This window comes from Bradyrhizobium tunisiense (assembly GCF_042263385.1).
GTDB lineage: Bacteria > Pseudomonadota > Alphaproteobacteria > Rhizobiales > Xanthobacteraceae > Bradyrhizobium > Bradyrhizobium tunisiense.
The window spans coordinates 350,786-376,487 of the sequence record NZ_JBHLEV010000003.1 but is presented as its reverse complement, the minus strand read 5'-3'; the positions used below and the strand labels follow the sequence as shown (position 1 = coordinate 376,487).

The following is a 25,702-nucleotide window of genomic DNA, read 5'->3' as shown; positions in this document are numbered from 1 at the left end:
TCGGGCGTCAGCGCAGTTGCGCCATCAGCGCGTCGGCCCCCTTGTCGAGACCGGCCGTGGCAGCCGCGAGCGCGCCGGCGGTGGCCTTGATGTCGTAGGCAGCCGGATATTGCTTGGTGACGTAGGCCGAGAGCAGCCGCGAGGTCGTCGCGTCGAAGATCTCGACGCCGTAGATGACCGAGCCGGTCATCGTCCCCTCGCCGTCGCGCGCGGCCTGCACGCCGTTGTAGATCGCGCCGGCCATGTCGAAGCGCGAGAGCGTGCCGAGCACCGGCGTGTTGGCGACGGCGCCGGTGAGCGTCAGCCTGACCCGCAGCGTGCTCGGTCCGCGCTCGCGCACCAGCGCGAAGCGACCGCGCAGCCGGTCGGCGAAGCAGTTCTGCATGTAGGCAGCGAGCGTCGCCTTGTCCCTGTCGGACATGTCGCCGAACCGGTGATCCCGCCCGCGATAGACCACGACGGGATCGAGGATCACCTTGTCATAGGCGCGCCAGTCGACCGGCGTGGAATAGCGGTAGGGCACGCGGCCGGAGGCATCCGACTTGTCCGGGGCCAGATAGGCCGAGGACGCCATCTCCGAATAGGGCACCGGCGCAACCGAGGCACAGCCGGCCACGCCCGCGCAAAGCACCAGCGTTCCCAGACCGCGCAGCGCGATCGAGCGATCCATTCCAGACTCCTCTTGGCACTGCTGAGTGCGTTGGCGACCGCAGCCGCGTCAGGGACCAGACACGGCTGCGGCGCTCACCATTGCCAACTCTCGGCTTCGTTGGGGGCCATCTCGGAAGCTTCGGGTTGCCTCAGTGCCAGGATTTATAAAACCGACCAGACGGTTTGTAAAGTCCGAAATTGAAGACCTGGCGCATTTGGCCGCAGGCGCGGCTTTGTGCAGGTCATCATTGGGTTTCGTTAACGGTGAATCAGGCGCGCTTGGGCCGGCTTGCAGCCTTGGCGGCCGCTGCCGTTCCGGACTTGGCGGCGCCCGTTGCGGCCGGCTGAGTGAGATTGGCCCATTGCGAATCGTCGAGCAAGCGCGCGAACAGCCGCTGATGCTCGTTCTTGCTAAGCGGCGACATGCCGAACAACGAGCTCAGCAGCAGACCCATCGCTCCGGCCCAGCGCAGCATCGCAAGATCGGGATCCGTGGCCTCGTCCTTGATCGCCGCCATCCGTTCCGCCTCGCGCTCGCGCGGCAGCGCCATCAGGCGAGGATTTTCCACCATCACCGCAACCAGCGCCAGCGCGGCGGAATTCGGCGAGCTGGCCGCTTCCCTGATCGTGGCGAGCTGGGTCGCCAGATGGGGATTTGCCGAGGTCGCACTGACCTTCGCCATATAGCGAGTCGAGAACTCCTCGAAATGCGCCAGTTGCCGCTCGAGCAACGCCTTCAGCACCGCCTCCTTGGTGCGGAACTGATGCATCACGCCGCCCTTGCTGAGGCCGCTCTCGCGCGCGATCGCATCGAGCGTCAACCGGCCCGGCCCGTCGCGTGCGACGATCGCGATGGCCGCCTCGAGCGCAGCGTTGCGGGATCGTTCGGAGCGGCTGGCGTTGTCCATGACCGACTTGTCCCCATGACACGACGATGAATCAAGTGGAAACAAGACGCGCTGTACATTTTTTGTGCGAACACTGTCGCGACTTTCATCTTGCAGCGCCGAACGAGACTATGTGAGCCTTGATGCCGGATGGGGACTGGGATGGGTCGGCCGTCGCTTTGCGCGCGAGGACGTTGCAAAGCGTTCACGGCTGGTCTCGCTTGAGAAAGATACGACATGCCAAAACGAGTGTTGCTTGGTCTCCTCCTGGCTTGCGGCCTCACGGCCCCGGCGCTGGCGCAAGAGCCGAAAACGGGGGGCGTGATCAACGCCGTGATCCAGCCCGAGCCGCCTGGCCTGATGCTCGCCATCGTCCAGAACGGTCCGACCCAGATGGTGTCGGGCAACATCTTCGAGGGACTGTTGCGCTACAGCCCCAAGCTCGAACCGCAGCCGGAGCTCGCCGAGAGCTGGAGCGTGAGCGAGGACGCCAAGACCTACACCTTCAAGCTCAGGAAGGGTGTGACCTGGCATGACGGCAAGCCCTTCACTGCGGCCGACGTGCTGTTCTCGGTCGAGATGCTGAAGCAGACGCATGCGCGTGCCCGCACCAACCTCGCCCAGGTCGACAAGATCGAGGCGCCGGACGACCATACGGTCGTCTTCACGCTGAAGCAGCCGTTCGGCCCGTTCCTCGGCATCTTCGAGGTCGGCTCGATGCCGATGGTGCCGAAGCATCTCTATGAAGGCACCGACTTCAAGACCAATCCCTACAACAACGCGCCCATCGGCACCGGACCCTTCATGTTCAGGGAATGGCAGAAGGGTTCGTTCATCCGCCTGGTCAAGAACCCGAACTATTACGAGAAGGGCAAGCCCTATATCGACGAGATCTACTGGCAGATCATTCCCGACGCCGCCGCGCGCTCGGTGGCGTATGAGACCGGCAAGGTCGACGTGCTGCCCGGCGGCTCGGTCGAGAACTTCGACGTGCCGCGCCTGTCCAAGCTCAAAGACACTTGCGTCACGGGCGCCGGCTGGGAGTTCTTCTCGCCGCTCTCCTGGCTGTGGCTCAACAACCGCCAGGGTCCGCTCGCCGACAAGCGGGTGCGGCAGGCGGTCATGTATGCGATCGACCGCGACTTCGCCAAGGACGTGATCTGGAACGGGCTCGGCAAGGTCGCCACGGGGCCGTCCGCCTCGACCATCAAATACTACACCGACGATGTGAAGAAATATCCGTACGACCCCGCGAAGGCCAAGGCGCTTCTGAAGGAGGCCGGTTACAAGGGCGAGAAGATCCGCCTGTTGCCGCTCGCCTATGGCGAGACCTGGCAGCGCTGGGGTGAAGCCGTGAAGCAGAACCTGATGGACGTCGGCATCAACATCGAGACCATCGCCACCGACGTTGCCGGCGGCAACCAGAAGATCGGCGACTGGGATTACGACATCGCCTTCACTTATCTCTACCAATACGGCGATCCCGCACTCGGCGTCGGCCGCAACTACATCTCCAGCAACATCGCCAAGGGCCAGGTCTTCAACAATGTCGAGGGTTACTCCAACCCGGAGATCGACAAGCTGTTCGCAGACGGCGCGGTCGCGACCCCGGACTCCAAGCGCAAGGAGATCTACGAGAAGGCGCAGAAGATCCTGGTCGAGGACGTGCCCGTGGCCTGGATGCTCGAGCTGCAATTCCCGACGATCACACGGTGCAAGGTCAAGAACCTGATCACCACGGGCATCGGGGTCAATGACGGCTTCAAGGACGCGTGGCTCGACAAGTGAGGGACGCCTCGCGTCTGATCTCTCGTGCTGTAGCTTTCGCCGAATGATGACTGTCCGAGCCACGGAAAAGGTGCACCTCTCCCGCTTGCGGGGGAGGTCGACGCGCGCCGGGCGATGCGAACCATCGTCCCAAGCGCGGCGGGTGGAGGCGCTCTCCACGCGAAGACTTCCACTGCGGAAACACCTCCACCCCAACCCTGCCCCGCAAGCGGGAGAGGGGGCGCACCGTCGCTGCGGCGACCCTCTCGTCAAACAAGCGTCGCTCTAACTATGCTCTCCTTCATCGCTCAGCGTGTCCTGAAGGGCGTGATCGTCCTGCTCGCGATCGTCGTCCTCAATTTCTTCCTGATCCGGCTCGCGCCCGGCGACCCCGCGGTCGTGATGGCGGGCGAGGCCGGGGCCAGTGACCAGGTCTTCGTCAAGCAGCTCCGGGAAAAATTCGGCCTCGACAAGCCGCTGCCCGAGCAGCTCTTCATCTACGTCAAGGGCGTGGTCACGCTCGACCTCGGATTCTCCTTCCGCCAGCAGGCGCCGGTGGCCAAGCTGATCGGCGAACGGCTGCCGGCGACGCTGCTGCTGACGCTGACGGCATTCGCGATCTCGCTCATGCTCGGCATTCTGTTCGGCACCTTCGCCGCGCGCTTTGCCGGAACCTTCCTCGACACGGCCATCACCGTGTTCGCGCTGATCTTCTACGCCATGCCGCTTTTCTGGGTGGCGCTGATGGGAATCCTGCTGTTCTCGGTCACCATGGATTGGCTGCCGAGCTTCGGTTACGAGACGGTCGGCGCCAATCTCACCGGGCTCGCCCATGCGGTCGACGTCGCAAAGCACCTGATCATGCCGGCGATGACGCTCGGCCTGTTCTTCATGGCGACCTACACCCGCATGACGCGCGCCTCGATGCTGGAGGTGAAGCGGCTCGACTTCGTCAAGACGGCGCGGGCCAAGGGCCTGTCCGACGCCGTGATCCAGCGCCGCCACGTGCTGCGCAACGCGCTGCTGCCGGTCGTGACGCTCGCCGGCGTGCATTCCGGCACGCTGATCGGCGGTGCCGTCATCACCGAGACCGTGTTCGCCTGGCCCGGCATCGGGCGCCTGATGTACGACGCCCTGCTCCAGCGCGACTACAATCTGCTGCTCGGCGTCTTCGTGATCTGCTCCGCCATGGTGCTGATCTTCAACCTCATCACCGACCTGGTCTATCGCTTGGTCGATCCACGCATCGAATTCGCCGCATGAAGCAGTTCTGGAAATCGATGTTGCGCAGCCCGAGCGGCGTCATCGGGCTCGTCATTCTCGTGCTCGCGATCTCGGTCGCATTGTTCGGGCCGATGCTGTTCCCGAACTCGCCCTGGCGCATGGTGCAGCGGCCGTTCCTGCCGCCCTTCACGCTCTCGACGGTGCCGCTCGGCACCGACGCGCTCGGCCGCGACGTGTTCGCCGGCATGATCTTTGGCGCCCGCGTCTCGCTGCTGGTCGGTCTCGTCTCCACACTGGTGGCACTCGTCGTCGGCGTTCCCATCGGCGCCATGTCCGGCTATTTCGGCGGCAAGGTCGACGACGCCCTGATGCGCTTCACCGAGTTCTTCCAGACCATTCCAAGCTTCGCGCTTGCGATCGTGCTGGTCGCGATCCTGCAACCCTCCATCTATTCGATCGTGGCCTCGATCGCACTGGTGAGCTGGCCGCCGGTGGCCCGCCTCGTGCGCGGGGAAGTGCTGTCGCTGCGCACGCGCGAATATGTCCAGGCCGCCGTGGTCACCGGGCAGAGCAACAGCTGGATCATCCTGCGCGAGATTTTGCCCAACGCGCTGTCGCCGGTGATCGTGCTGGCTTCGCTGATGGTGGCGACCGCGATCCTGCTGGAATCCTCGCTGTCCTTCCTCGGTCTCGGCGATCCCAACCTGATCTCCTGGGGCTACATGGTCGGCGCCGGCCGCACCGTGATCCGCCAAGCCTGGTGGATCACCGTGTTCCCCGGTGTCGCCATCCTGATCTCCGTGCTCGGGCTGAACCTGATCGGCGAAGGCCTCAACGACGCGCTCAATCCGCGCCTGTCGCGGGAGGGACGCTGACGATGACCGCGCCGCCCGCCGTCTCCATCAAGAACCTCAGGATCGCGCTGCCGAAAGGCGCCGAGCGGCCCTTCGCCGTCGACGGCGTCTCGCTGGATTTGCGGCCCGGCAAGATCGTCTGCGTCGTCGGCGAGTCCGGCTCCGGCAAGTCGATGTGCGCGCATGCGCTGATGGGCCTGTTGCCGGATACGGTGTCCATCGCCTCCGGCGAGATCCAGTTCGAAGGCCGCGACCTGCTCAAGCTCGATGACGACGGCTGGCGCGATCTGCGCGGCCGCAGGCTGGCGATGATCTTTCAGGAGCCGATGACCGCGCTCAATCCGTTGATGCGGATCGGCGACCAGATGGCGGAGATGTTCGAGGCGCACGGCCTGCTGACGCCCAGGGAGCGGCGCGCGCGAGCGCTGGCGCTGGCGCGCGAGGTCGGCCTGCCCGACCCCGAGCGCATCGTCCGCGCCTACCCGCACCAGCTCTCGGGCGGCCAGCGCCAGCGCGCCATGATCGCGATGGCGCTCGCGCTCGAGCCGGCCGTGCTGGTCGCGGATGAGCCGACCACCGCGCTCGACGTCACCACGCAGGCGCAGATCCTCAAGCTGATCCGTAACCTCCAGCGCAACCGCAACATGGCGGTGATGTTCATCACCCATGATTTCGGCGTGGTCGCCGACATCGCCGACCAGGTCGTGGTGCTCAGGCATGGCAAGGTCGTCGAGGAAGGCCCGGCCGCGACCGTCTTCAACGAGCCGCAGCACGACTACACCAAGGCGCTGCTCGCAGCGGTCCCCTCGATGGATCCGCCGGCGCGAAAGCCGCTCGACGATCAGGCCAGGGCGGTCGAGGTGATCGGGCTGGACAAGACCTACGTGACATCGGGCGGCTGGTTTCGCGAAGATCGCCGCGTCGATGCGGCGCGCGCGGTCAATTTTGATATCTTCAAGGGCGAGACGCTTGGCCTCGTCGGCGAATCCGGTTCCGGAAAATCGTCGGTGGCGCGGCTCGTGATGCGGCTGATCGAGGCCGACCGGGGCACGGTGCGGATCGGCGACACCGATCTCACCTCGCTCGCTGGCAAGGCGCTGCGCACCGAGCGCCATCGCATCCAGATGATCTTCCAGGATCCGTTCGCCTCGCTGAATCCGCGGCGCAAGGTCGGCCACATCATCGCCGACGGCCCGATCGCGGCCGGCATCGATCCGAAGGTCGCGTTCGACCGCGCCCGCGATCTTCTCAAGATGGTGGGCCTGGATGCCGGCGCACTCGAACGCTATCCGCATGAATTCTCGGGCGGCCAGCGCCAGCGTATCGGCATTGCGCGGGCGCTCGCGCTCGAGCCTGAAATCATCGTCGCGGACGAGGCCGTCTCCGCGCTCGACGTCTCCGTGCAGGCGCAAGTCCTGAGGCTGCTCGAAGACCTCAAGGCGCGCCTCGGCCTGTCGATGCTGTTCATCACCCACGATTTGCGCGTCGCGGCCCAAATCTGCGACCGCATTGCGGTGATGCAGCGCGGCGCCATCGTCGAGCTGAAGCCGACGGCACAGCTCTTCGCAGCCCCGGAGCATCTCTATACGCGGGAGTTGCTTGCAGCGGTGCCGGGACGCAAGGACCGCGCGCCGGCCGCCTGAGCGAAACGCGTGCGGCCCCGAATTCGGGAATGTTCCAAAACTTGCCCGCCGCACAGCGAGAAACATATTCGATCGAGCGGCATTTGCCTGGCGAGTTGTCCTTGCTGGCGGCAGCAAGGGGTAAGTTGGCACCGGCACTCGCGCGTATGAGGCGGTGCGCGGCTTCGCAATTCAAGCGAGAGAACAACCGGGACGTCGGACCGCCGGAGTGCCATCACGCGCATTTGTTCTGACGTGACCGGCTGTGCCGTTTCGAAGTCGAAACGACGTCATAGATCTGGGTGGAATGATCACCGTCATCTGATGACGGATTTGCCAACTGATATTCGGAGCCACCATGGGCGAAGTCATCCAATTTGTTTCGAAGTCCGAGCGCGAGCGAGTTCGTCTCATTCAGGAGGCACGCGCCATCTACGACAGCATCTTCCCGCCGGCTGATCCCGCCAGCGAGAGACAGGACAAGGCGACGGGCCGCGCGCTTGGCCGCGCCGACGGGAGTCACCTCGCATGATCAAGATCATCGCCGTGCTCTGCAGCCTCGCCTCTCCGAGCAATTGTCACGAGCAGGTCGTGACCACCTCCGACTTCGCCGAGATCTCGGTACAATCCTGCCTGATGGGCGCACCGCAGCTCGCCGACTGGATGAACCAGCATCCGGCCGAGCGCCTCGCTGCATGGCGCTGCGTGATCGGGAAGCAGAGCGGCAGGGGAATCTAGCAACGAAGCTTCTTCCGACCGATCAAGCCACGCGAGTGTGGACAATCCGCCGCCCGCGGATTCATTGCCCGCGCTTCCGGCACGCTGATCGGCATCGCTCTATCGGGTGGTGTTGCTCCAGGTCGGAGCGGAATTGGTCACACCGACCGAAGGCCAATTGTACGATCCGATCGACGGCGCCGTGACCGTGCCGACCGACTGTCCGGACGACCCGTAGGACGCTCTCGGCTGCGCTGCCGGCGCTCCGGCGCCGCCATAGGTCGGCGCCGCCACACCGGTGCTGGAATGTCTGCTCGACCGGAGCTTCTTCGCCTCAGCCGCGAACGGCGCGACGAAAAGTCCGGCAGAGACGAGTGCGGCAATTGCGAATTTGATGCCTGTCATGGCTGATCCCTGCGTCGTTGAGGCCCCTTTCGCCATCTGGTCGTTCGCCGGACGATTTCCAGAGGCACAAGTTCATAACTCCGTGCGCGCGCGAAGGTGCCGGGCACGATAGCGCAGCACGTCAGCGCCGCGTCGGCCGGCAGGCATGACGGTCGTGCCGCTCCTTCACAGCCGCGATCGAATGCATCAGTTCCTTGAAGACGGTGATCGCCTCATCTTCAACCGGCGCGCAATCGGTGCGGCTTTCGAGATGCTCGATCACGGCCAGCAGCGCGTCGGCGACCTGCCCGATCTGCTTGCCGTAGCTGCCGACATCCGACAACAGGTCCTTCTCGACATCAGGCGCCGAGGACTGTCCGACCGTGATGTTGACGAGGCCGAACTGGCCGCCGGTAGGGTTGAAGAACGACGGATAGATGGACTGGACGACATCCCCCGACAAGGGCAGCTTGAACACGGGCATGGCAATTCCCTCGCTGACATTCGACCGGCGCGGAAAACACTATCACGATCATGCGCGCCTTCGGATGGACCCGAATCAGCGTTAGTGCATTGCGTTCAGTCTCCCCTGGACGCGAGCAGCATGACCGGCGCCGAACTGAAGCAACTCCGCAATGACCTCTCTGACGCGCTCGAGCGCAAGCTCACGGCGGCGGACATGGCAAAGCTGTGCGGATTACCGGAGAAGGGCGGCGCTGACACCATCCGGCGCTGGGAGGTCAGCGGCCCGACGCCCTCCGCGACCAAAGTGCTGCGCGTGCTCGCGATGGCGAGCGAGCGCTATCCGATCCTGGAGAAGTTCGACATCTTCGATCGCCATGACGTGCGCGTAGAGGACCGACCCGCAAAGCGCGCGGCGTTCCGCGAACAGATGCGGGATGAGGCGCGACGGCGTCTTGGTTAACGAAGCACGCGCCAGAGGTTACCGGGCAGAGCCGAAATTAGGTCTTTCTTCAGCACTTCTTAAGCCGACATTAAGCACGAAAATCATTTGCAGCCCAATAAGTTAGGTTGGCTGCCCTTGTGCCATGCATGTGACAGCATTTTCGTCAAAAGCGAGCTATCTGCAAAACCAACGCGGCGCGGACAGCGCGCCTGCCGGGGACATTGAGTGCTGGAGTTCAAGACGATGAAGAAGATTCTGTTTGCGACCGTTGCGCTGCTCGTGGTGGGCGCTGCTGCGCCGGCCGTCGGTGCCGATCTCGGCAACCGCAATTATTACAAGACGCCGGCGCCGGCCTATGCCGCGCCGATCTACAACTGGACCGGCTTCTACGTCGGCGGCCATATCGGCGGCGCCTTCTCCAGCGACAACAATTTCAACGGCCTCTCCACCGGCAACAACGGCAACGGCCGTTTCCTCGGCGGCGTGCAGGTCGGTGGTGACTGGCAGTTCCATCCGAATTTCTTGGTCGGCGTCGAGGGCCAGTATTCCTGGCTATCCGGCAGCGTCGGCGCGGTGTTTCCGGGCGGCATCGCCTACACCAACGACCAGCGCGGCCTCGGCTCGATCACCGGCCGCGTCGGCTACACCTGGGGCCCCGGTCTGATCTACGTGAAGGGCGGCTATGCCTACTCGGACAACAACGAGAAGGTGACCGTCGGCGGCGTGCCGACCGCCTTCGTGATCACTGGCGATCACCGCAACGGCTACACCGTCGGCGCTGGTCTCGAATACATGTTCGCCCCGAACTGGTCGGCCAAGGCCGAGTACCAGTACTACAATTTCGGCGACGCGAGCTTCACCGCCGGTCCGCTCGTAGGTACCGGCAGCTTCACCACCGACGACCACACCATCAAGGCGGGCGTCAACTACCGCTTCAACTGGGCAGCCCCGACTGTGGCGCGCTACTGATCGGTTACCAGAACCTTACCAATACCAAGGGCCGGCGATGTCGCCGGCCCTTCTTTTTTCGCTGTGCGGAACACGCCAACCGTTTGCGCAGATTGCGATTTTTTAACTCGCCGTGCGGATACTGCCCACCACAACCAGAAGCAAGAACGTTGGGGGAATTTCGATGGCGATCCGTCTCAGCCTTAGCGGCTCACTTGGCCGAATGCGGCCCCGTTTAAAAATGCCGACCTGGGGCGTGCGTGGCAGCCTGTTCGCGGCCTTCGCGGTGATCGCGGGCATGGGCCTCGTGATCTCGGCCGGCGCGGGCCTCGTGCTGCAAAATCTCGGCGGGCGCATGAACGAGCTGAGCGGGCGGGACATTCCGCGCCTCGCCGCCAGTCTGCAATTATCGGCACTGAGCGCGAGCCTTGCGGCACAGGGGCCGGCCCTGCTTGCGGCTCAGACCGAGGAAGCCCTGAAGGAGCGCACCGCGAAGCTCAAGGAGTTGCAGGAGCAGACGCAGAAGAAGCTCAACGAGATCATCGAGCTCGGCGGCGACAAGACCGTCGTCTCCGGACTCAGCGAGACGATGAAGAGCATCAACGAGGCGGCCCAGAGCCTGGCCAAGGCCGCCCGCGAGCGGCTGGACATCGCCGCCCTTCACGACAAGCAGTATGACGCGCTGCGCAGCGCGCAGGGCGCCTTCGTCGGCGCGGCCAGCCCGGCGATGCTCGACGCGCAAACCCGGGTCAACGCCATTCTCGGCTCGGCCGATTTGTCCGCCGCGGACGCCTCCGACGCCGCGCAGACCGTCGGCCAACTCGGCAACGTCGTCGCCAGCGGCAATCTCGCAGCCGCCAACATGAGCGCGGCGCTGTCGGCCAACACCAGCGACAAGCTCGACGACATCCAGAAGGAATTCAAGACGGCACAGGGCCGCCTGCGCTCCAACCTCGATCTGTTGCCGGACAATCAGGGCAACAAGATGCTGCGCGAAACGGCGGAGAAGCTGCTCGCGCTCGGCACCGGCAAGACCGGCGTGTTCAATCTGCGCGAGAAGGAGCTCGATTCCGTCGACTACGGCCAGACCATCCTGGACGAGACCCGCAAGCTCAATGTCGGCCTCGGCATCAGCGTGCAGCAGCTCGTCGAAGGCGTGCAGAAAGAGACCAACGCCTCGACCTTCCAGGCACAACAGGAGATCTCGCTCGCGACGACCGCGATGCTGGCCCTTGGGGCCATGATGCTGGTCGGCTCGGCGTTGTTCGTCTGGCTCTATGTCGGCCGCAACATCCTGCGCCGGATCACCGGCCTGCAGCGCGCCATGCAGCGGCTCTCGGCCGGCGATCTCGACACGGAGATCCCGCGCGCCAGGCAAAATGACGAGATCGGCGCGATGACCGACACGTTGACAGTGTTCCGCGACAGCATGATCGAAGCCCGCGCGCTCGCCGCCGAGCAGGACAAGGACCGAATCGCCAAGGCCGAGCGGGCCGCGCGCATGGAAGCGAAGATCGCCGAATTCGAGAATACGGTGCGCTCCGCGCTCGACAATCTGGCGCAGTCGGCCAATTCCATGCAATCGACGGCTCAGAGCATGTCGACCACCGCCGACCAGTCCAACGCACTGGTCAACGCGGTCGCCTCCGCCGCCGAGGAGACCTCGGTCAACGTGCAGACCGTATCGTCGGGCACCGAGCAGCTGTCGTCCTCGATCGAGGAGATCAGCAGGCAGGTCGTCACTTCGGCTGCGATCGCCAAGAAGGCGGTCGACGAGGCCGGCGCCACCGACGCAACGGTGCAGAGCCTTGCCGACAGCGCAAGCCGCATCAGCGTCGTGGTCGATCTGATCCAGACCATCGCCTCACAGACCAACCTGCTCGCGCTCAACGCCACCATCGAGGCGGCGCGTGCCGGCGAGGCCGGCCGCGGCTTTGCAGTGGTCGCCTCCGAGGTGAAGAGTCTCGCGAGCCAGACCGCCAAGGCGACGGAGGAAATCCGCAGCCAGATCGCCAGCATGCAGAACATCACGACATCGGCGGTCGGCGCCATCCAGGGCATCGGCCGGATCATCGGCGAGATCGACGGCGTGACCACGACGATCGCGGCCGCGGTCGAGGAGCAGGGCGCCGCCACCCGCGAGATCGCGCGCAACATCCAGCATGCGGCCGGCGGCACCAGCGAAGTCTCCAGCAACATCGTCGGCGTCTCCACCGCCTCGGCCGAAGCCGGCGCCGCCGCGAACGAAGTGCTGGGCGCCTCCGACGCGCTGCGGCGCGAAGCCGACCTGCTGCGCGGAGAGATCGACGCTTTCCTCAACAACATGCGCGCGGCCTGATCGTCATTCCGGGGCGGCGCGCAGCGCCGAACCCTCGCGCTACAATCTCGAGACTCCCCGGGTGCGCAACCGCGCACCTGGGTTCGCGCTCACGCGCGTCCCGGAATGACTGCGTTTTTCGACGACGCCATCCGGGCTGCGGAAAAAGCACCCGGTATGACCGCCATGCGGACACCGCGCCCGTCCTTTTTCGGCTGGCGCACCGCCCGCGGCGGGTTTAAGTCGGTAGCATGAGTTCAAAAACCGACACCGTGCAGTCCTCCGCCGAGGCCCTGCGCTACCCCTGGGACCAGCACCCCGGTCCCGACGAGATCGTCGAGGTCCGGCCCGGCGTGTTGTGGGCACGGCTCAAGCTGCCGTTCCGCCTCAACCACGTGAACATCTACCTGCTCGCCGATGGCGACGGCTATGCGATGGTGGATACCGGCTTCGGCAACGAGGAGACGATCGAAGCCTGGACGAAGCTGTTCGACGGACCGCTGAAGGGCATCACCATCACGCGCCTGATCGTCACCCATTCCCATCCCGACCATGTCGGACTTGCGGGCTGGGTCGTCGAGCGGTTCAACTGCCCGCTGGTGATGTCGCAGGTCGAATATCTGCAGTCGGTCTATCACCAGAACCGCGGCACCGCCGAGCGGCAGGAAGCGCAGCGGCTGTTCTTCCGCCGCCATGGCATGGACGAGTCGCTCACCGAAAAGCTGCTGGGACGCGGCCAGGATTATCTCAAGCGCGTCTCTGTGCTGCCGCCCTCCTACCGCCGCATCTCCCACGGCGACGACGTCGTGATCGGCACGCGCCGCTTCAAGGTGATCACCGGCGGCGGCCATGCGCTCGACCAGGTGATGCTGTATTGCGCCGACGACAAGCTGTTCCTCTCCGCCGACCAGGTGCTGAGCAAGATCTCGCCCAATGTCAGCGTCTGGGCGGTCGAGCCGGACCAGAACTCGCTCGGCGAATATCTGGCCTCGCTTGCCAGCCTCACCACGACGCTCCCTTACGACGTGCTTGTGCTGCCCGGTCACGGCGTGCCGTTCTACGGACTGAAGACCCGCATCAAGCAGCTCGCCGACCACCATGAAGAGCGCTGCCGCCTGATCGCGGAAGCCTGCCGAGAGGTGCCGCAGACCTCGCGCGCCCTGGTGCCCGTCGTGTTCAACAAGCACGTGCTCGACGAGCACCAGATGGGGTTCGCCGCCGGCGAGCTGGTCGCGCACGTCAACTACATGATCGTCGAGGGCCGGCTGACGGCGGAGACGAAGGACGGCGTGCTGCAGTTCCGGACGACGTGAGTGGACGGAGCGCGCGCCTTGGACAAAATGTCCATGGCACCTGCCAGGGTCCCTGCCTTTCCCTGGAGCCTCGGTCCCGCGCGCAGGCCCGTATTAGGCGTTTGATCCACATCAACTATCGCCGGCGATAGGCCGCTATCAATACACCCGCGCGCCTCGCTACAAATGTGAGCTGGCGCATAGACATTGGAGCTGGAAAAGCTCTAAAAATGAGCGGCCGCCGTGGCCGGGTTCCGTTGCAGGTCTTGCCGATGGATTACAACCAGTTCTTCGATTCCGCCCTCGATCGTCTCCACGCCGAGCGGCGCTACCGCGTGTTCGCGGACCTCGAGCGCACGGCCGGCCGATTCCCGCACGCGAGCTGGCACTCGCCCAAGGGCAAGCGCGACGTCGTGATCTGGTGCTCCAACGATTATCTCGGCATGGGCCAACACCCGAAGGTGGTCGGTGCCATGGTCGAGACCGCAACCCGCGTCGGCACCGGTGCTGGCGGGACCCGCAACATCGCCGGCACGCATCATCCGCTGGTCCAGCTCGAGGCCGAACTCGCCGATCTCCACGGCAAGGAAGCCGCGCTGCTGTTCACCTCGGGCTATGTCTCGAACCAGACCGGCATCCCAACCATCGCAAAGCTCATTCCGAACTGCCTCATTCTGTCGGACGAGCTCAACCACAATTCGATGATCGAGGGCATCCGCCAGTCGGGCTGCGAGCGGGTCGTGTTCCGCCACAACGATGTTGCGCATCTCGAGGCGCTGTTGAAAGCGGCCGACCCGAACCGGCCGAAACTGATCGTCTGCGAGAGCCTCTATTCCATGGACGGCGACGTCGCCCCGCTCGCCAAGATCTGCGATCTCGCCGAGAAGTACAAAGCGATGACCTATGTCGACGAGGTCCACGCGGTCGGCATGTACGGCCCGCGTGGCGGCGGCATCGCCGAACGTGACGGCGTCATGCACCGCATCGACATTCTGGAAGGCACGCTGGCGAAAGCGTTCGGCTGCCTCGGCGGCTACATCGCCGCCAACGGCCAGATCATCGATGCCGTGCGCTCCTACGCGCCGGGCTTCATCTTCACGACCGCGCTGCCGCCGGCGATCTGCTCGGCCGCGACCGCCGCGATCAAGCATCTGAAGACCTCAAGCTGGGAGCGCGAGCGCCACCAGGATCGTGCCGCCCGCGTCAAGGCGATCCTCGACGCCGCCGGCCTGCCTGTGATGTCGAGCGACACCCACATCGTGCCGCTGTTCGTCGGCGATCCCGAGAAGTGCAAGCAGGCCTCCGACCTCCTGCTCGAAGAGCACGGCATCTACATCCAGCCGATCAACTATCCGACGGTCGCCAAGGGCAGCGAGCGGTTGCGCATCACGCCCTCGCCCTATCACGACGACGGCCTGATCGATCAGCTCGCCGAAGCCCTGCTGCAGGTGTGGGACCGCCTCGGCCTGCCGCTGCGCGCGAAGTCGATGGCGGCGGAGTAGAGCTTCTTCCTTCGCCTCTCCCCGCTTGCGGGGGGAGGGAGCGCTGACAGGGCGCCTCCCTTAACGACGAGCCCAGTTCCCGCCCTCGCCCGGCATTTGGCTGTCGCCTCCACCGGCCCAACGCGCTAGGTTCGCAGGGAAAATAAGCTCGGGCGCCGCCAGCGCCCAGGGAGAGAGCCCCCGACCCATGCTGCACGATTGGGGCGTGATCGCCGCCGCCTTCGGCTATATCGGCTTCCTGTTCCTGGTGGCGAGCCATGGCGATCGCCGCTCGCCGGCCGGGCGCGGTCGTGCCTCCGGGCTGATCTATCCGCTGTCGCTGGCGATCTACTGCACCTCCTGGACCTTCTTCGGCTCGGTCGGCTTCGCCACCCGCACCTCGACCGACTTCCTCGCGATCTATCTCGGCCCGATCCTGATGATCGGGCTCGGCGCGGGCGTCCTGCGCCGCGTGATCCAGCTCGCGAAAGCCCACAACATCACCTCGATCGCCGATTTCATCGGAGCCCGCTACGGCAAGAGCCAGGCGGTGGCGGCGACGGTGGCGCTGATCGCGATCATCGGCTCGGTGCCCTACATCGCGCTCCAGCTCAAGGCGGTCGCCTCCTCGCTCGCGACGATCCTGAGCGAGGATCAGGCCTTCTCCCACATCCCGATTCTCGGCGACATGGCGCTGATGGTGACGCTGACGATGGCGGCCTTCGCGGTGCTGTTCGGCACGCGGCAGACCGACGCCACCGAGCACCAGCACGGATTGATGCTGGCGGTCGCGACCGAATCCATCATCAAGCTGGTCGCCTTCCTCGCCGCCGGCATCTTCGTCACCTTCTGGATGTTCTCGCCGCAGGAACTGATCGAGCGCGCGATGAAGACGCCGGAGGCGGTGCGCGCCATCAACTATTCGCCGTCGATCGGCAACTTCCTCACCATGACGCTGCTGTCGCTATGCGCGATCATGTTGCTGCCGCGCCAGTTCCACGTCAGCGTGGTCGAGAACTCCTCCGATGCCGAAGTCGGCCGCGCGCGCTGGCTGTTCCCGCTCTACCTCATCGCCATCAATCTGTTCGTGATCCCGATCGCGCTCGCCGGCCTCGTCAGCTTCCCGTTCGGTACGGCCGACCCGGATATGTATGTGCTGGCGTTGCCGATGGAGGGCGGTGCGGACCTGCTCAGCGTCGCCATTTTCGTCGGCGGCCTGTCGGCGGCAACCGCGATGGTGATCGTCGAATGCGTCGCGCTCTCGATCATGGTCTCGAACGACCTCGTGGTGCCCCTGGTGCTGCAGCGACGACCTGAGGGGCGCGCCGGCGGCGCCGATTTCAGCGACTTCCTGCTGCGCTCGCGGCGGCTCGCCATCTTCGCCATCATGGTGATGGCCTATTTCTACTACCGAGCGCTCGGCAGTACCCAGCTCGCGGCGATCGGCCTGCTCTCCTTTGCCGCCATCGCCCAGCTCGCGCCGAGCTTCTTCGGCGGGCTGCTGTGGCGGCGTGCGACCGCGCGCGGCGCGATCGGCGGGATGCTGGTCGGCTTCGTGGTGTGGCTCTATACGCTGTTCATTCCGAGCTTCATGGACACCTCGAGCACCGGAATCCTGCTGCTCCAGCATGGACCGTTCGGAATCGAGGCGCTGCGGCCGCAGGCGCTGTTCGGCGCCGATTTGCCGCCGCTGATGCACGGCGTCATCTGGTCGCTGTCGCTCAACATCCTGACCTATGTGCTGCTGTCGCTGGCGCGAAGGCCGTCGTCGATCGAGCTGTTGCAGGCCGACCTGTTCGTGCCCGACACGCTCGCGCCGATCTCTCCGGGTTTCCGCCGCTGGCGCACCACCGTCACCGTGCAGGACATCCAGACCACCGTCGCGCAATATCTCGGGCCCGACCGCGCGCGGCATTCCTTTGAGGCGTTCTCTGCGCAGCGCAATTTGCGGCTGGAGCCCGGGGCCCCCGCCGATTTCGAGCTGTTGCAGCATGCCGAACACCTGATCGCCTCCTCGATCGGCGCGGCCTCCTCGCGGCTGGTGATGTCACTGCTGCTGCGCAAACGGACGGTGTCGGCGAAGGCCGCACTCAAGCTGCTCGATGACTCGCACGCGGCCCTGCATTTCAACCGCGAGATCCTCCAGACCGCACTCAACCACGTACGCCAGGGCATCGCGGTGTTCGATGCCGACCTGCAACTGATCTGCTCGAACCGGCAGTTCGGCGATCTCCTCAACGTCCCCCTGCACATCCTCCAATTCGGCACCCCCCTGCGCGAGATCCTGGAGTTCATCGGCGTGGCCGGTCCGGACGATCCGGTCGAGCGCGAAGCCATGCTGGAGCGGCGCCTGGCCGCCTACACCACCGACAGCGAGCCCTATCTCGAGCGCCTGCCGGACCGCCACATGGTGATCGAGGTGCTCACCAACCGCATGCCCGGCGGCGGTTTCGTCATCACCTTCACCGACGTCACGCCCAGCTTCGAGGCGGCCGAAGCGCTGGAGCGCGCCAACGCGACCCTGGAAAAGCGCGTGCGCGACCGCACCGAGGAATTGACGCGGCTGAACTCCGAACTGGCCCTGGCCAAGAGCGCGGCCGAAGACGCCAGCATCTCCAAGACGCGCTTCCTCGCCGCCGCCAGCCACGACATCCTCCAGCCGCTGAACGCGGCGCGGCTCTATGTCACGAGCCTGGTCGAGCGCCAGCACAGCGGCGAGGAGACCCGGCTGGTCGAGAACATCGACGAATCCCTGCAGGCGATCGAAGAGATTCTCGGTGCGCTGCTCGACATCTCCCGCCTCGACGCCGGAGCGATGACGACCTCGATCTCGAGCTTCAAGATGGCCGACCTGATGCGCTCGCTGGAGATCGAGTTCGCACCGATCGCGCGCGCCAAGGGCCTGGAGCTCGCTTTCGTGCCCTGCTCGCTGCCGGTCGAGTCGGACCGCCTCCTGCTGCGGCGCCTGCTCCAGAACCTGATCTCCAACGCGATCAAATACACCCCGCGTGGCCGCGTGCTGGTCGGCTGCCGCCGCCAAGGCGCCGCGCTCAAGATCTGCGTCTACGACACCGGCGTCGGCATCCCGCCGGTCAAGCGCGGCGAGATCTTCAAGGAATTCCATCGCCTGGAGCAGGGCGCGCGGATCGCGCGCGGGCTGGGGCTCGGCCTTTCCATCGTCGAGCGCCTCGCGCGGGTGCTCAAGCACGGCATCGCCATCGACGGCAACAAGAGCGGCGGCTCGGTGTTCTCCGTGACGGTGCCGACGGCCAAGGCGATCACCCACACCGCCGCCGTGACCAGTGCGACGCCGCTGGCGCGCACGCCGATCTCGGGCGCGTTGATCGTGTGCATCGAGAACGACGCGGCGATCCTCGACGGCATGCGCACGCTGCTGAAGGCCTGGGACGCCGAGGTGATCGCGGTCGCCGATCCGGAAGGCGCGATCGCCGCCATCGAGGCCGCCGGCAGACGCGTCACCGGCCTCTTGGTCGACTATCATCTCGACCGCGGCAACGGCATCGCCGCGATCCGCGACATTCGCCGTCGCTTCGGCGACACCATCCCCGCGATCCTGATCACCGCCGACCGCAGCCCCGCCGTGCAAATCGCCGCGCGCGACGAGAAGGTCGCGGTGCTCAACAAACCGGTGAAACCAGCCTCACTCCGCGCCTTGCTCGGCCAGTGGCGCACGCAGCAGCTGGTCGCGGCGGAGTAGGACGCGTCGGTCAATAATCGGTCGAGACACTGAGCGTGCGCCACTTCTCCAGCTCTTCGAGACGGAGCCGATCCGTCACGGCGATGGCGTCGACGGCGTCGCTGCCGAGTGCGATCCGCAGAGGCGGACGATCCATGTCCGCAAGCTTCAACACGACGGCTGCGGCCTTGGCTGGGTCGCCGGGCTGGCGGCCATCGTAGTCGCGCTGCATCCTAACCGCAGCGCCGACGACCGCGTCGTAATCCGGGTGTCCTTCGCCCGCCGCATGCGCGGCCCGGGCAAAGCCGGTGCGGAAGCCGCCGGGTTCGACGATCGTCACGTGCACGCCGATCAACGTCATCTCGCGTGCCAGCGACTCCGAAAAGCCCTCGATCCCCCATTTCGCGGCCGAATAGGCCGCGCGTGCCGGAGCGCCGATGCGGCCTCCGACGGATGACACCTGCACGATGTGCCCGCGGTGCTGCCGGCGCAGCACGGGGATCGCCGCCTTGGTGACGATGATGGTGCCAATCAGGTTCGCCTCGATCTGCCGACGGAACGAATCAAGGCTGGTGTCCTCCACCGATCCGAGCTCGCCGTAACCGGCATTATTCACCACCACATCGAGGTTGCCAAACGTCGCTACGGCAAGGCCGATGGCCGCATGCGCCGCCGCCTCGTCGGTGACGTCCAGCGTTGCAAGCTGGAGCCGTTCGCCGAAGGGGCCGAGCAGGGGCTCGAGCGGCGTTGGGTCCCGAGCCGAGGCGAGCACGCGATCTCCCGCCTCGAGTGCGGCCTCCACGATGGCACGACCAAGTCCACGCGAGGCGCCGCTCACGAACCAAGTCTTCATGGCGATCTCCAGATGGCCTTAAGGCGCGAGCCGCGTGAAGACGAAATCGCGACTCTTGGCCCGTGCTTCATGGCACGCAAAGCAGGTGCGGTGCTGGGCTTCGTCGACCGGCTTGCCGTTGACGAAGCGGCCAAACCCCCAGCCGCCGGTGGCGGCGTACTTCCTGGAATCCTTGACCATCACCTGAACCGTGGTGGCGGCGCCGGGAATCGTCGCGGACGCAAACTCCGGGGACTGTTTCCGCTTCCAGGCGCGCTTGACCAGAATGGTACCGTCCGGGAACGGAAGCTTGCCGGCTTGATACGCGTCGATGGCGGTCTGGTTGCCGATGACGGCACGAAGCTCGTCGAGCGGCGCGGCCTCTTCGGCCGGTGCGATCAGTTCCCACTGCTTGTAGCCGGGCGGAATGGTGACGCCGAAGATTGGCGAAGCGTCGGCTCCGCTGCCTTGCGCCGGCCCCTCGGCAAGAGCGATCGTGACGAGATACGGCAGGCAAGTCAGGAGCACGACAAGTAAGAGCGCGGCCAGGGTGAGAGCCATGGCATAGGAGTGCTTTTTCGTTTTGGATTCGATGGGCGTCATGATGTTTCATCAAGCTGGGATCGACGGGCGAACCTCGGTGCAGCCTGGCTGGACCGAGGTCTTGACGGATCTTCAAGCGCCGTCGGCGTCGATGACGGCCTTGGCAAAGGCTTGCGGCGCTTCCTGCGGCAGGTTGTGACCGATGCCGCCGGTGATCAGGCGAAACTCGTATCGGCCTGAAAACTTCCTGGCATAGGCACTGGGATCCGGGTGCGGCGCGCCATTGGCATCGCCCTCCATCGTGATCGTCGGCACCTCGATCACGGGAGCCGCCGCGAGCTTCTTTTCGAGATGCTCGTATTTCGCCTCCCCCTGGGCGAGGCCGAGTCGCCAGCGGTAGTTGTGGATTGTGATCGCGACATGATCCTTGTTGTCCAGCGCCGCCGCGCTGCGGGCGAAGGTGGCGGCGTCGAATTTCCACTGCGGCGAGGCGAGCTTCCAGATCAGCTTGGCAAAATCATGCGTGTACTTCTCGTATCCGACCCGGCCGCGCTCGGTCGCGAAGTAGAACTGATACCACCATTGCAGTTCGGCCGATGGCGGCAGCGGCGCATTGCCCGCGGCCTGGCTCGAGATCAGATAGCCGCTGACCGACACCAGCGCGCGGCAGCGCTCCGGCCACAGCGCGGCGATGATGTCGGCGGTGCGCGCGCCCCAGTCGAAGCCGGCGACGACCGCCTTCTTGATATCGAGCTTGTCCATCAGCGCGATGATGTCGGCGGCCATCGCAGCCGGCTCGCCGTTACGCGGGGTCTCGCTGGCGAGGAAGTGCGTCGAGCCGTAGCCGCGCAAATGCGGGATGATCACGCGATAGCCGGCTTTTGCCAGGATCGGCGCGACGTCGACGAAGGCGTGAATGTCGTAAGGCCAGCCGTGCAGCAGGATCGCCACGGGACCGTTCGAAGGGCCTGCCTCGGCATAGCCGACATTGAGAACGCCGGCATCGATCTGCTTGATCGCGCCGAAGGACGCGGTCGATGCCTGGGAACGCGACGTTTCCGTTTCGGCGCGCGCGAGGTCGATCACGCCGAGGCCGACGGCGACGGTTCCGGCGGCGACGCCGAAGAACTGGCGACGATGCTGGTCGATGATCTGTTTCATGGTCGTGCTACCTTTTGATGGTGGGTGATGGCGCGTCAGATCAGTGCGACCGTGACGTCGATATTGCCGCGAACGGCCTTGGAATAGGGACAGGTCCGATGCGCATCGTCGATGATGCCGCGCGCGATCTCAGGGGCGAGGCCTGGCAGGCTGACATTGAGGCGTGCCCGCAGCGAATAAGCGCCCTCGTCGAGCACGAGATCGATCTCGGCATCGACGGCACATTTCCTGGGAAGCTCGATGCTGCGCTTGCGGGCCGCGATCTCCATAGCGCCCTCGAAGCAGGCCGACCAGCCGGCCGCAAACAATTGCTCGGGATTGGTGCCGGTGCCTGTGGCGCCCGGCGGCGACAGCTTGACGTCCAGCCGACCGTCAGAGCTGCGCGATATGCCGTCGTGCCGCCCGCCGCTGGTGTGGGTCCTGGCCGTGTAGAGCGTCTTTGCCGCCTGCGTCATAGTGGTCTCCTTGCCGTCGCGCCATTGACTAGCAGCGGCCGCGGCAGCACACCCGTTTGGACTTGTGAGAAGTTGTGAGGTCTGACCTTACGCGCCTCACAAGGCCTGCATCCGCGGTCTGATGCCGATGCAGGGAGGTGCCTTGCGGGATCGCGATCATCTGGCTATCCGGTCCTGTCGAAAGGACCAAGATTCCGCCATGACCGAGCCGGCCGGCACCGCGACGGGAACATTGTCGTTCGGGCCATTCTCCGTGACGCCGCATGAAAGGCTCGTGATGCGCGACGGCGTCGCGTTGCCGCTCGGCGCGAAAGCCTTCGACACGCTGATTGCCCTGATGTCGCGGCCGAACGAGGCCGTCAGCAAATGGGAGCTGATGGCGCTGGTGTGGCCCGGCGTCACCGTCGAAGAGGCCAATCTGCGCTTTCACGTCGCAGCGCTTCGCAAGGCGCTCGGCGACGGCAAGGATGGCGCCCGCTACATCACGACGCTCCCCGGCCGCGGCTATTGCTTCGTGGCGCCGATTTCACGAACGGACGTTGCGGCAGCACAGCGCCCCGCCCCGCGGCTGGAATTGCCGCCAGTGAAATTGCCGAACCGGTTGCAGCGGATGGTCGGGCGCGACGATGCGATCGCCGCCGTCTCCGACAAGCTCATCGCCTCGCGCTTCGTCACGATTGCCGGCCCCGGCGGCGTCGGCAAAACCGCGGTCGCCGTGGCGATCGCGCACGAGCTGCTCGAAACATTCTCCGATGCCGCGCACTTCGTGGACCTTGCCGCGCTCAGCGATCCCGATCTCGTGATCACATCGATCCTGCTGATGCTCGGCCTGCCGGCAGAGGCCGACGACCCCCTGCCTGCTCTGCTCGCGCATCTCCGCGACAAGCGGATGCTGCTGATCCTCGACAATTGCGAGCATGTGATCGCGACAGCTGCACCGCTGGCGGCAGACATCTTCCAAGCGGCACCGCATGTCCATATCCTCGCGACCAGCCGCGAGGCCCTGCGCGTCGAGGGCGAGCAGGTCTATCGATTGGCTCCGCTCGCCGTTCCGCCCGACGACGGCACCTCGCTGACGCTCGCCGCAGCCCGGACCTATCCCGCGCTTCAACTGTTCCTCGAACGTGCCACCGCCGGCGGCGCGCAGATCACGCTCGATGACGCCAATGCGACCATCATCGCGGGGATCTGCCGCAAGCTCGACGGCATGGCGCTGGCGATCGAGCTCGCCGCCGGCCGGGTCGAAGCCTACGGCCTGGAGCAGACGGCCGCATTGCTCGACGAGCGCCTCAATCTGCTCTGGCACGGCCAGCGAACGGCGCCACCCCGGCAGAAGACATTGCAGGCCACGCTCGACTGGAGCTACGGCCTGCTGTCGGATCTCGAACGCCTCGTGCTGCGCAGGCTCGCGGTCTTCGCCGGGCATTTCACCATCGATGCAGCGCTCCAGGTCGTTCCGGACGAGCGCGTCGACCACGCCCGCCTGTTCGACGCCGTCGACAGCCTCGTGGCCAAATCGATGGTCGCGCCGCGGCCGATCGGCGCCATGATGCGCTACCGTCTGCTCGACACGACGCGCGCCTATCTGCTCGAGGTCGAACCCGGCGACGCGGCTCTCGCCGTCCGCCACGCGACTTACTACCGGCGATGGCTGGAGCAGGCCGGCATGGCATGGGCCGCGGTGCCGAGCGCCGACGAGCGGGCGGCTCATTTCTCCGCGCTTCACAATGTGCGCGCCGCGCTCGACTGGTGCTTCGGCGCGGACGGCGACCTCGACATCGGTATTGCGCTCACCGCCGCCGCGGCGCCGATTTTCCTGGCGATGTCACTGTTGATCGAATGCCGGCGCTGGTCGGAACGTGCGCTACTGGCAATCGCTCCCGCCTCGCGCGGCAGCGCCGAGGAGATGCACATCCAGGCCGCCCTCGGACTGACCTTGATGTTCACCCGCGGCGGCAGCGAGGCGGCGCGTAGCGCCCTGAGCAGGAGCCTTGCGATCGCCGAAGCGCGCAGCGACGACATCAACCAGCTCCAGCTGCTCGGCCGCATGCATATCTTTCACGAGCGGATGGGAGAGTTCGACGCCGCACTCGGCTACGCGCAGCGGAGCCTCAACGTCGCGAGGTCGCTGGGCGACCCCGCCTCGATCGCCCTCGCCCATTCCCTCCTCGGCGTCTCGCTGCATCTGGCCGGCGATCATCGCGACGCGCTGAAGATGCTGGAGGTCGCCTGGCAGGGACCCGGCACGGAACGAATCAGCACCGTGCATGGCTTCGATCATCGCAACCGGGCCGGCATCACGCTGGCCCGCGAACTCTGGTTGCAGGGCCGGCCCGCAGATGCGCTGCAACTGGCGCGGCAGACGGTCACCGAGGCCGCGCAGATGGATCACCCGATCACGCTCTGCATCGCGTTGATCTGGGCGGTCTCGATCGACCTCTGGAGCGGAGACCTCGACAATGCGGAGGAGAACATCGACCGTTTCATCGCGCATGCCAATGCGCGCTCGATGGGGCCTTATCTCGCCGTCGGCCGGGGCGTCAAAGGCGAGCTGGCAATCCGGCGCGGCGACGCCGCGGCTGGCGTCGAGACGATCAGGGCTTGCCTGCGCGAGCTCCACGATGCGGGCTACGAGCTGCTCACCACCACGTTCAACATCGCGCTGGTTCAGGGCTTGCTGGCGCTCGGGCAGATCGAGCAAAGCGCAGAACTGATCGAGGATGCGATCCGCCTTGTCGAGCAAGGCGGCGATCACCTCTACATGCCCGAGCTGCTGCGCATGAAGGGCCTGGCGCTGCTGTCTCTTCCCGAACCCAACCGAGGGGACGCGGAGGCCGCTCTCCTGCAGTCGCTGGAGCTCAGCCGCGACAAGGGAGCGAAGGCGTGGGAGCTTCGCACGGCAATCGATCTTGCGCAGTTTCTTGCCGGACGGAGCGGCCGCAAGGATGCAAGACTATTGCTCCAATCGGCACTCGCAGGTTTCGTTGCAGGTTCCGAGACGGCGGACGTCAGGGCCGCCGATGCTCTCCTGAAGACGCTTTAGCAGAAGCTCACCCCGTCGGGGTGCCCTGCTTCCACTGGCCCCCGGCGATCTTGGCCGCCGCGATCACCGCCTGGGTGCGGCTCTCGACGCCGAGCTTTTGCAGGATCGCCGAGACATGTGCCTTGATGGTGGCCTCGGAGACCCCGAGCTCGTAGGCGATCTGCTTGTTGAGGAGCCCCTCCGACAGCATCATCAGGACCCGGACCTGCTGCGGCGTCAGCGTCACCAGGCGGTCGCGCAGGCGCGTCATGTCCGGATCGGCCGCAGCCGACAAATCGGTGTCGGCGGGAATCCAGACGTCGCCTTCCATCACCTTGAGGATGGCGTCGCGCAAGGTCTCGACGCCGAAACGCTTCGGAATGAAGCCGGAGGCGCCGAAATCGAGCGAGCGGCGGATCGTGGCGCTGTCGTCGGAAGCCGAAACGATCACCACCGGAATCGCCGGATATTGCGCGCGCAGATAGATCAGGCCGGAAAAGCCCGAAATCCCGGGCATCGAGAGGTCGAGCAGGATCAAGTCGACGTCCGAGGCCTGTTCCAGCAGCTTGGTCAGATCCTCGAACGATCCGGCCTCGTCGATTCTGGCCGAGGTCAGGACCCCGGCCACCGCCTGTCGCAGTGCGTCCCGGAAAAGCGGATGGTCATCGGCGATGACGAGATGGGTCGAGGGAGCGTTCATCGTTCTCTTGCTGTCGTTCGCGGGCCGGCGGACAGATTCCCGGGTGCGTCAATTCTTCCCCGAGCGGCCGTGGCATGCAAGTGCACATTATCCCTTTGCTGCAAAGGGGTTAATCCAAAAGCCGCCGCGACCGCAGGCCAGCGCCTGATACCGGCGCCAGCTCCACGCCAGTGCGCAAGGCCGAAAGTCGTATTGGGGCTGCTTTCACGCCGATGTTACCTTGCGGGCAAGACCTGGGTTG

At 65.5% G+C, this 25,702-nt stretch carries 22 protein-coding genes; 13 read left to right on the top strand and 9 right to left on the bottom strand.

Going from position 1 to position 25,702, the window contains the following annotated elements:
- Positions 1-7: 7 nt before the first annotated feature.
- Positions 8-670, bottom strand: a complete 663-nt coding sequence (locus ACFDR6_RS15000; RefSeq protein ID WP_375858740.1) for a DUF3313 domain-containing protein — start codon at positions 668-670, stop codon at positions 8-10.
- A 250-nt stretch (positions 671-920) separates the two neighbouring features.
- Positions 921-1,559 (bottom strand): TetR/AcrR family transcriptional regulator, encoded by a 639-nt coding sequence (locus tag ACFDR6_RS14995; protein ID WP_375858739.1) that lies wholly within the window; start codon positions 1,557-1,559, stop codon positions 921-923.
- A gap of 216 nt (positions 1,560-1,775) precedes the next feature.
- Between ACFDR6_RS14995 and ACFDR6_RS14990 the strand changes: the two genes are divergently transcribed.
- The 6 genes from ACFDR6_RS14990 to ACFDR6_RS14965 all read left to right on the top strand — a co-directional run bounded on the left by ACFDR6_RS14990 (position 1,776) and on the right by ACFDR6_RS14965 (position 7,743).
- Positions 1,776-3,326: an ABC transporter substrate-binding protein gene (locus tag ACFDR6_RS14990; protein WP_212079739.1), complete on the top strand. Its 1,551-nt coding sequence runs from the start codon at positions 1,776-1,778 to the stop codon at positions 3,324-3,326.
- 270 nt (positions 3,327-3,596) lie between these two features.
- Complete coding sequence (locus tag ACFDR6_RS14985) at positions 3,597-4,568, top strand: ABC transporter permease (protein ID WP_212079738.1); 972 nt, start codon at positions 3,597-3,599, stop codon at positions 4,566-4,568.
- Positions 4,565-5,404: an ABC transporter permease gene (locus ACFDR6_RS14980; protein ID WP_317242151.1), complete on the top strand. Its 840-nt coding sequence runs from the start codon at positions 4,565-4,567 to the stop codon at positions 5,402-5,404. The genes ACFDR6_RS14985 and ACFDR6_RS14980 overlap by 4 nt, the downstream gene beginning before the upstream one ends.
- A 2-nt stretch (positions 5,405-5,406) precedes the next feature.
- Positions 5,407-7,026: an ABC transporter ATP-binding protein gene (locus ACFDR6_RS14975; protein ID WP_375858738.1), complete on the top strand. Its 1,620-nt coding sequence runs from the start codon at positions 5,407-5,409 to the stop codon at positions 7,024-7,026.
- Positions 7,027-7,363: 337 nt separating this feature from the next.
- A complete protein-coding gene (locus ACFDR6_RS14970) occupies positions 7,364-7,537 on the top strand; it encodes a hypothetical protein (RefSeq protein ID WP_212079735.1) in 174 nt (57 codons plus the stop codon).
- Complete coding sequence (locus ACFDR6_RS14965; RefSeq protein ID WP_212079734.1) at positions 7,534-7,743, top strand: hypothetical protein; 210 nt, start codon at positions 7,534-7,536, stop codon at positions 7,741-7,743. Before ACFDR6_RS14970 ends, ACFDR6_RS14965 begins: the two co-directional genes overlap by 4 nt.
- 99 nt (positions 7,744-7,842) lie before the next feature.
- Here the strand turns inward: ACFDR6_RS14965 and ACFDR6_RS14960 are convergent, their stop codons facing one another.
- Both ACFDR6_RS14960 and ACFDR6_RS14955 read right to left on the bottom strand, forming a co-directional pair.
- Positions 7,843-8,127 carry a hypothetical protein gene (locus ACFDR6_RS14960; protein WP_375858737.1) on the bottom strand — a complete coding sequence of 95 codons (285 nt, stop codon included), beginning with the start codon at positions 8,125-8,127 and terminating at the stop codon, positions 7,843-7,845.
- A gap of 121 nt (positions 8,128-8,248) precedes the next feature.
- On the bottom strand, positions 8,249-8,590 hold the full coding sequence (locus ACFDR6_RS14955; protein ID WP_375858736.1) for a hypothetical protein: 342 nt from the start codon (positions 8,588-8,590) through the stop codon (positions 8,249-8,251).
- 120 nt (positions 8,591-8,710) lie between these two features.
- Here ACFDR6_RS14955 and ACFDR6_RS14950 point away from each other — a divergent pair, with 120 nt between their 5' ends.
- The 6 genes from ACFDR6_RS14950 (at position 8,711) to ACFDR6_RS14925 (ending at position 18,769) form a co-directional block, all read left to right on the top strand.
- Positions 8,711-9,031, top strand: coding sequence for a helix-turn-helix domain-containing protein (locus ACFDR6_RS14950; RefSeq protein WP_212079731.1), 321 nt, complete (start codon positions 8,711-8,713; stop codon positions 9,029-9,031).
- Between the two features lie 225 nt (positions 9,032-9,256).
- The gene (locus ACFDR6_RS14945) at positions 9,257-9,982 is read left to right on the top strand and encodes an outer membrane protein (RefSeq protein ID WP_212079730.1); all 726 of its coding nucleotides are present in this window, start codon (positions 9,257-9,259) and stop codon (positions 9,980-9,982) included.
- Positions 9,983-10,145: 163 nt separating this feature from the next.
- Positions 10,146-12,299, top strand: coding sequence for a methyl-accepting chemotaxis protein (locus ACFDR6_RS14940; protein WP_212079729.1), 2,154 nt, complete (start codon positions 10,146-10,148; stop codon positions 12,297-12,299).
- A 230-nt stretch (positions 12,300-12,529) separates the two neighbouring features.
- A complete protein-coding gene (locus ACFDR6_RS14935; RefSeq protein ID WP_375858735.1) occupies positions 12,530-13,591 on the top strand; it encodes an MBL fold metallo-hydrolase in 1,062 nt (353 codons plus the stop codon).
- A 251-nt stretch (positions 13,592-13,842) separates the two neighbouring features.
- A complete protein-coding gene (gene hemA, locus ACFDR6_RS14930; RefSeq protein WP_212080760.1) occupies positions 13,843-15,072 on the top strand; it encodes a 5-aminolevulinate synthase in 1,230 nt (409 codons plus the stop codon).
- Positions 15,073-15,259: 187 nt separating this feature from the next.
- Positions 15,260-18,769 carry a PAS domain-containing hybrid sensor histidine kinase/response regulator gene (locus ACFDR6_RS14925; RefSeq protein WP_212079727.1) on the top strand — a complete coding sequence of 1,170 codons (3,510 nt, stop codon included), beginning with the start codon at positions 15,260-15,262 and terminating at the stop codon, positions 18,767-18,769.
- Between the two features lie 10 nt (positions 18,770-18,779).
- Here the strand turns inward: ACFDR6_RS14925 and ACFDR6_RS14920 are convergent, their stop codons facing one another.
- The 4 genes from ACFDR6_RS14920 to ACFDR6_RS14905 all read right to left on the bottom strand — a co-directional run bounded on the left by ACFDR6_RS14920 (position 18,780) and on the right by ACFDR6_RS14905 (position 21,739).
- On the bottom strand, positions 18,780-19,601 hold the full coding sequence (locus tag ACFDR6_RS14920; protein WP_375858734.1) for an SDR family NAD(P)-dependent oxidoreductase: 822 nt from the start codon (positions 19,599-19,601) through the stop codon (positions 18,780-18,782).
- Between the two features lie 18 nt (positions 19,602-19,619).
- The gene (locus tag ACFDR6_RS14915; protein ID WP_375858733.1) at positions 19,620-20,183 is read right to left on the bottom strand and encodes a cytochrome P460 family protein; all 564 of its coding nucleotides are present in this window, start codon (positions 20,181-20,183) and stop codon (positions 19,620-19,622) included.
- A 72-nt stretch (positions 20,184-20,255) separates the two neighbouring features.
- Positions 20,256-21,284, bottom strand: a complete 1,029-nt coding sequence (locus ACFDR6_RS14910) for an alpha/beta fold hydrolase (protein ID WP_375858732.1) — start codon at positions 21,282-21,284, stop codon at positions 20,256-20,258.
- A gap of 35 nt (positions 21,285-21,319) precedes the next feature.
- The gene (locus ACFDR6_RS14905; RefSeq protein ID WP_212079723.1) at positions 21,320-21,739 is read right to left on the bottom strand and encodes an organic hydroperoxide resistance protein; all 420 of its coding nucleotides are present in this window, start codon (positions 21,737-21,739) and stop codon (positions 21,320-21,322) included.
- 199 nt (positions 21,740-21,938) lie between these two features.
- Here ACFDR6_RS14905 and ACFDR6_RS14900 point away from each other — a divergent pair, with 199 nt between their 5' ends.
- The gene (locus ACFDR6_RS14900; protein WP_375858731.1) at positions 21,939-24,782 is read left to right on the top strand and encodes an ATP-binding protein; all 2,844 of its coding nucleotides are present in this window, start codon (positions 21,939-21,941) and stop codon (positions 24,780-24,782) included.
- Between the two features lie 7 nt (positions 24,783-24,789).
- On the opposite strand, the gene ACFDR6_RS14895 is transcribed toward ACFDR6_RS14900, so the two are convergent.
- The gene (locus tag ACFDR6_RS14895; protein WP_212079721.1) at positions 24,790-25,461 is read right to left on the bottom strand and encodes a response regulator; all 672 of its coding nucleotides are present in this window, start codon (positions 25,459-25,461) and stop codon (positions 24,790-24,792) included.
- Positions 25,462-25,702 lie beyond the last annotated feature (241 nt).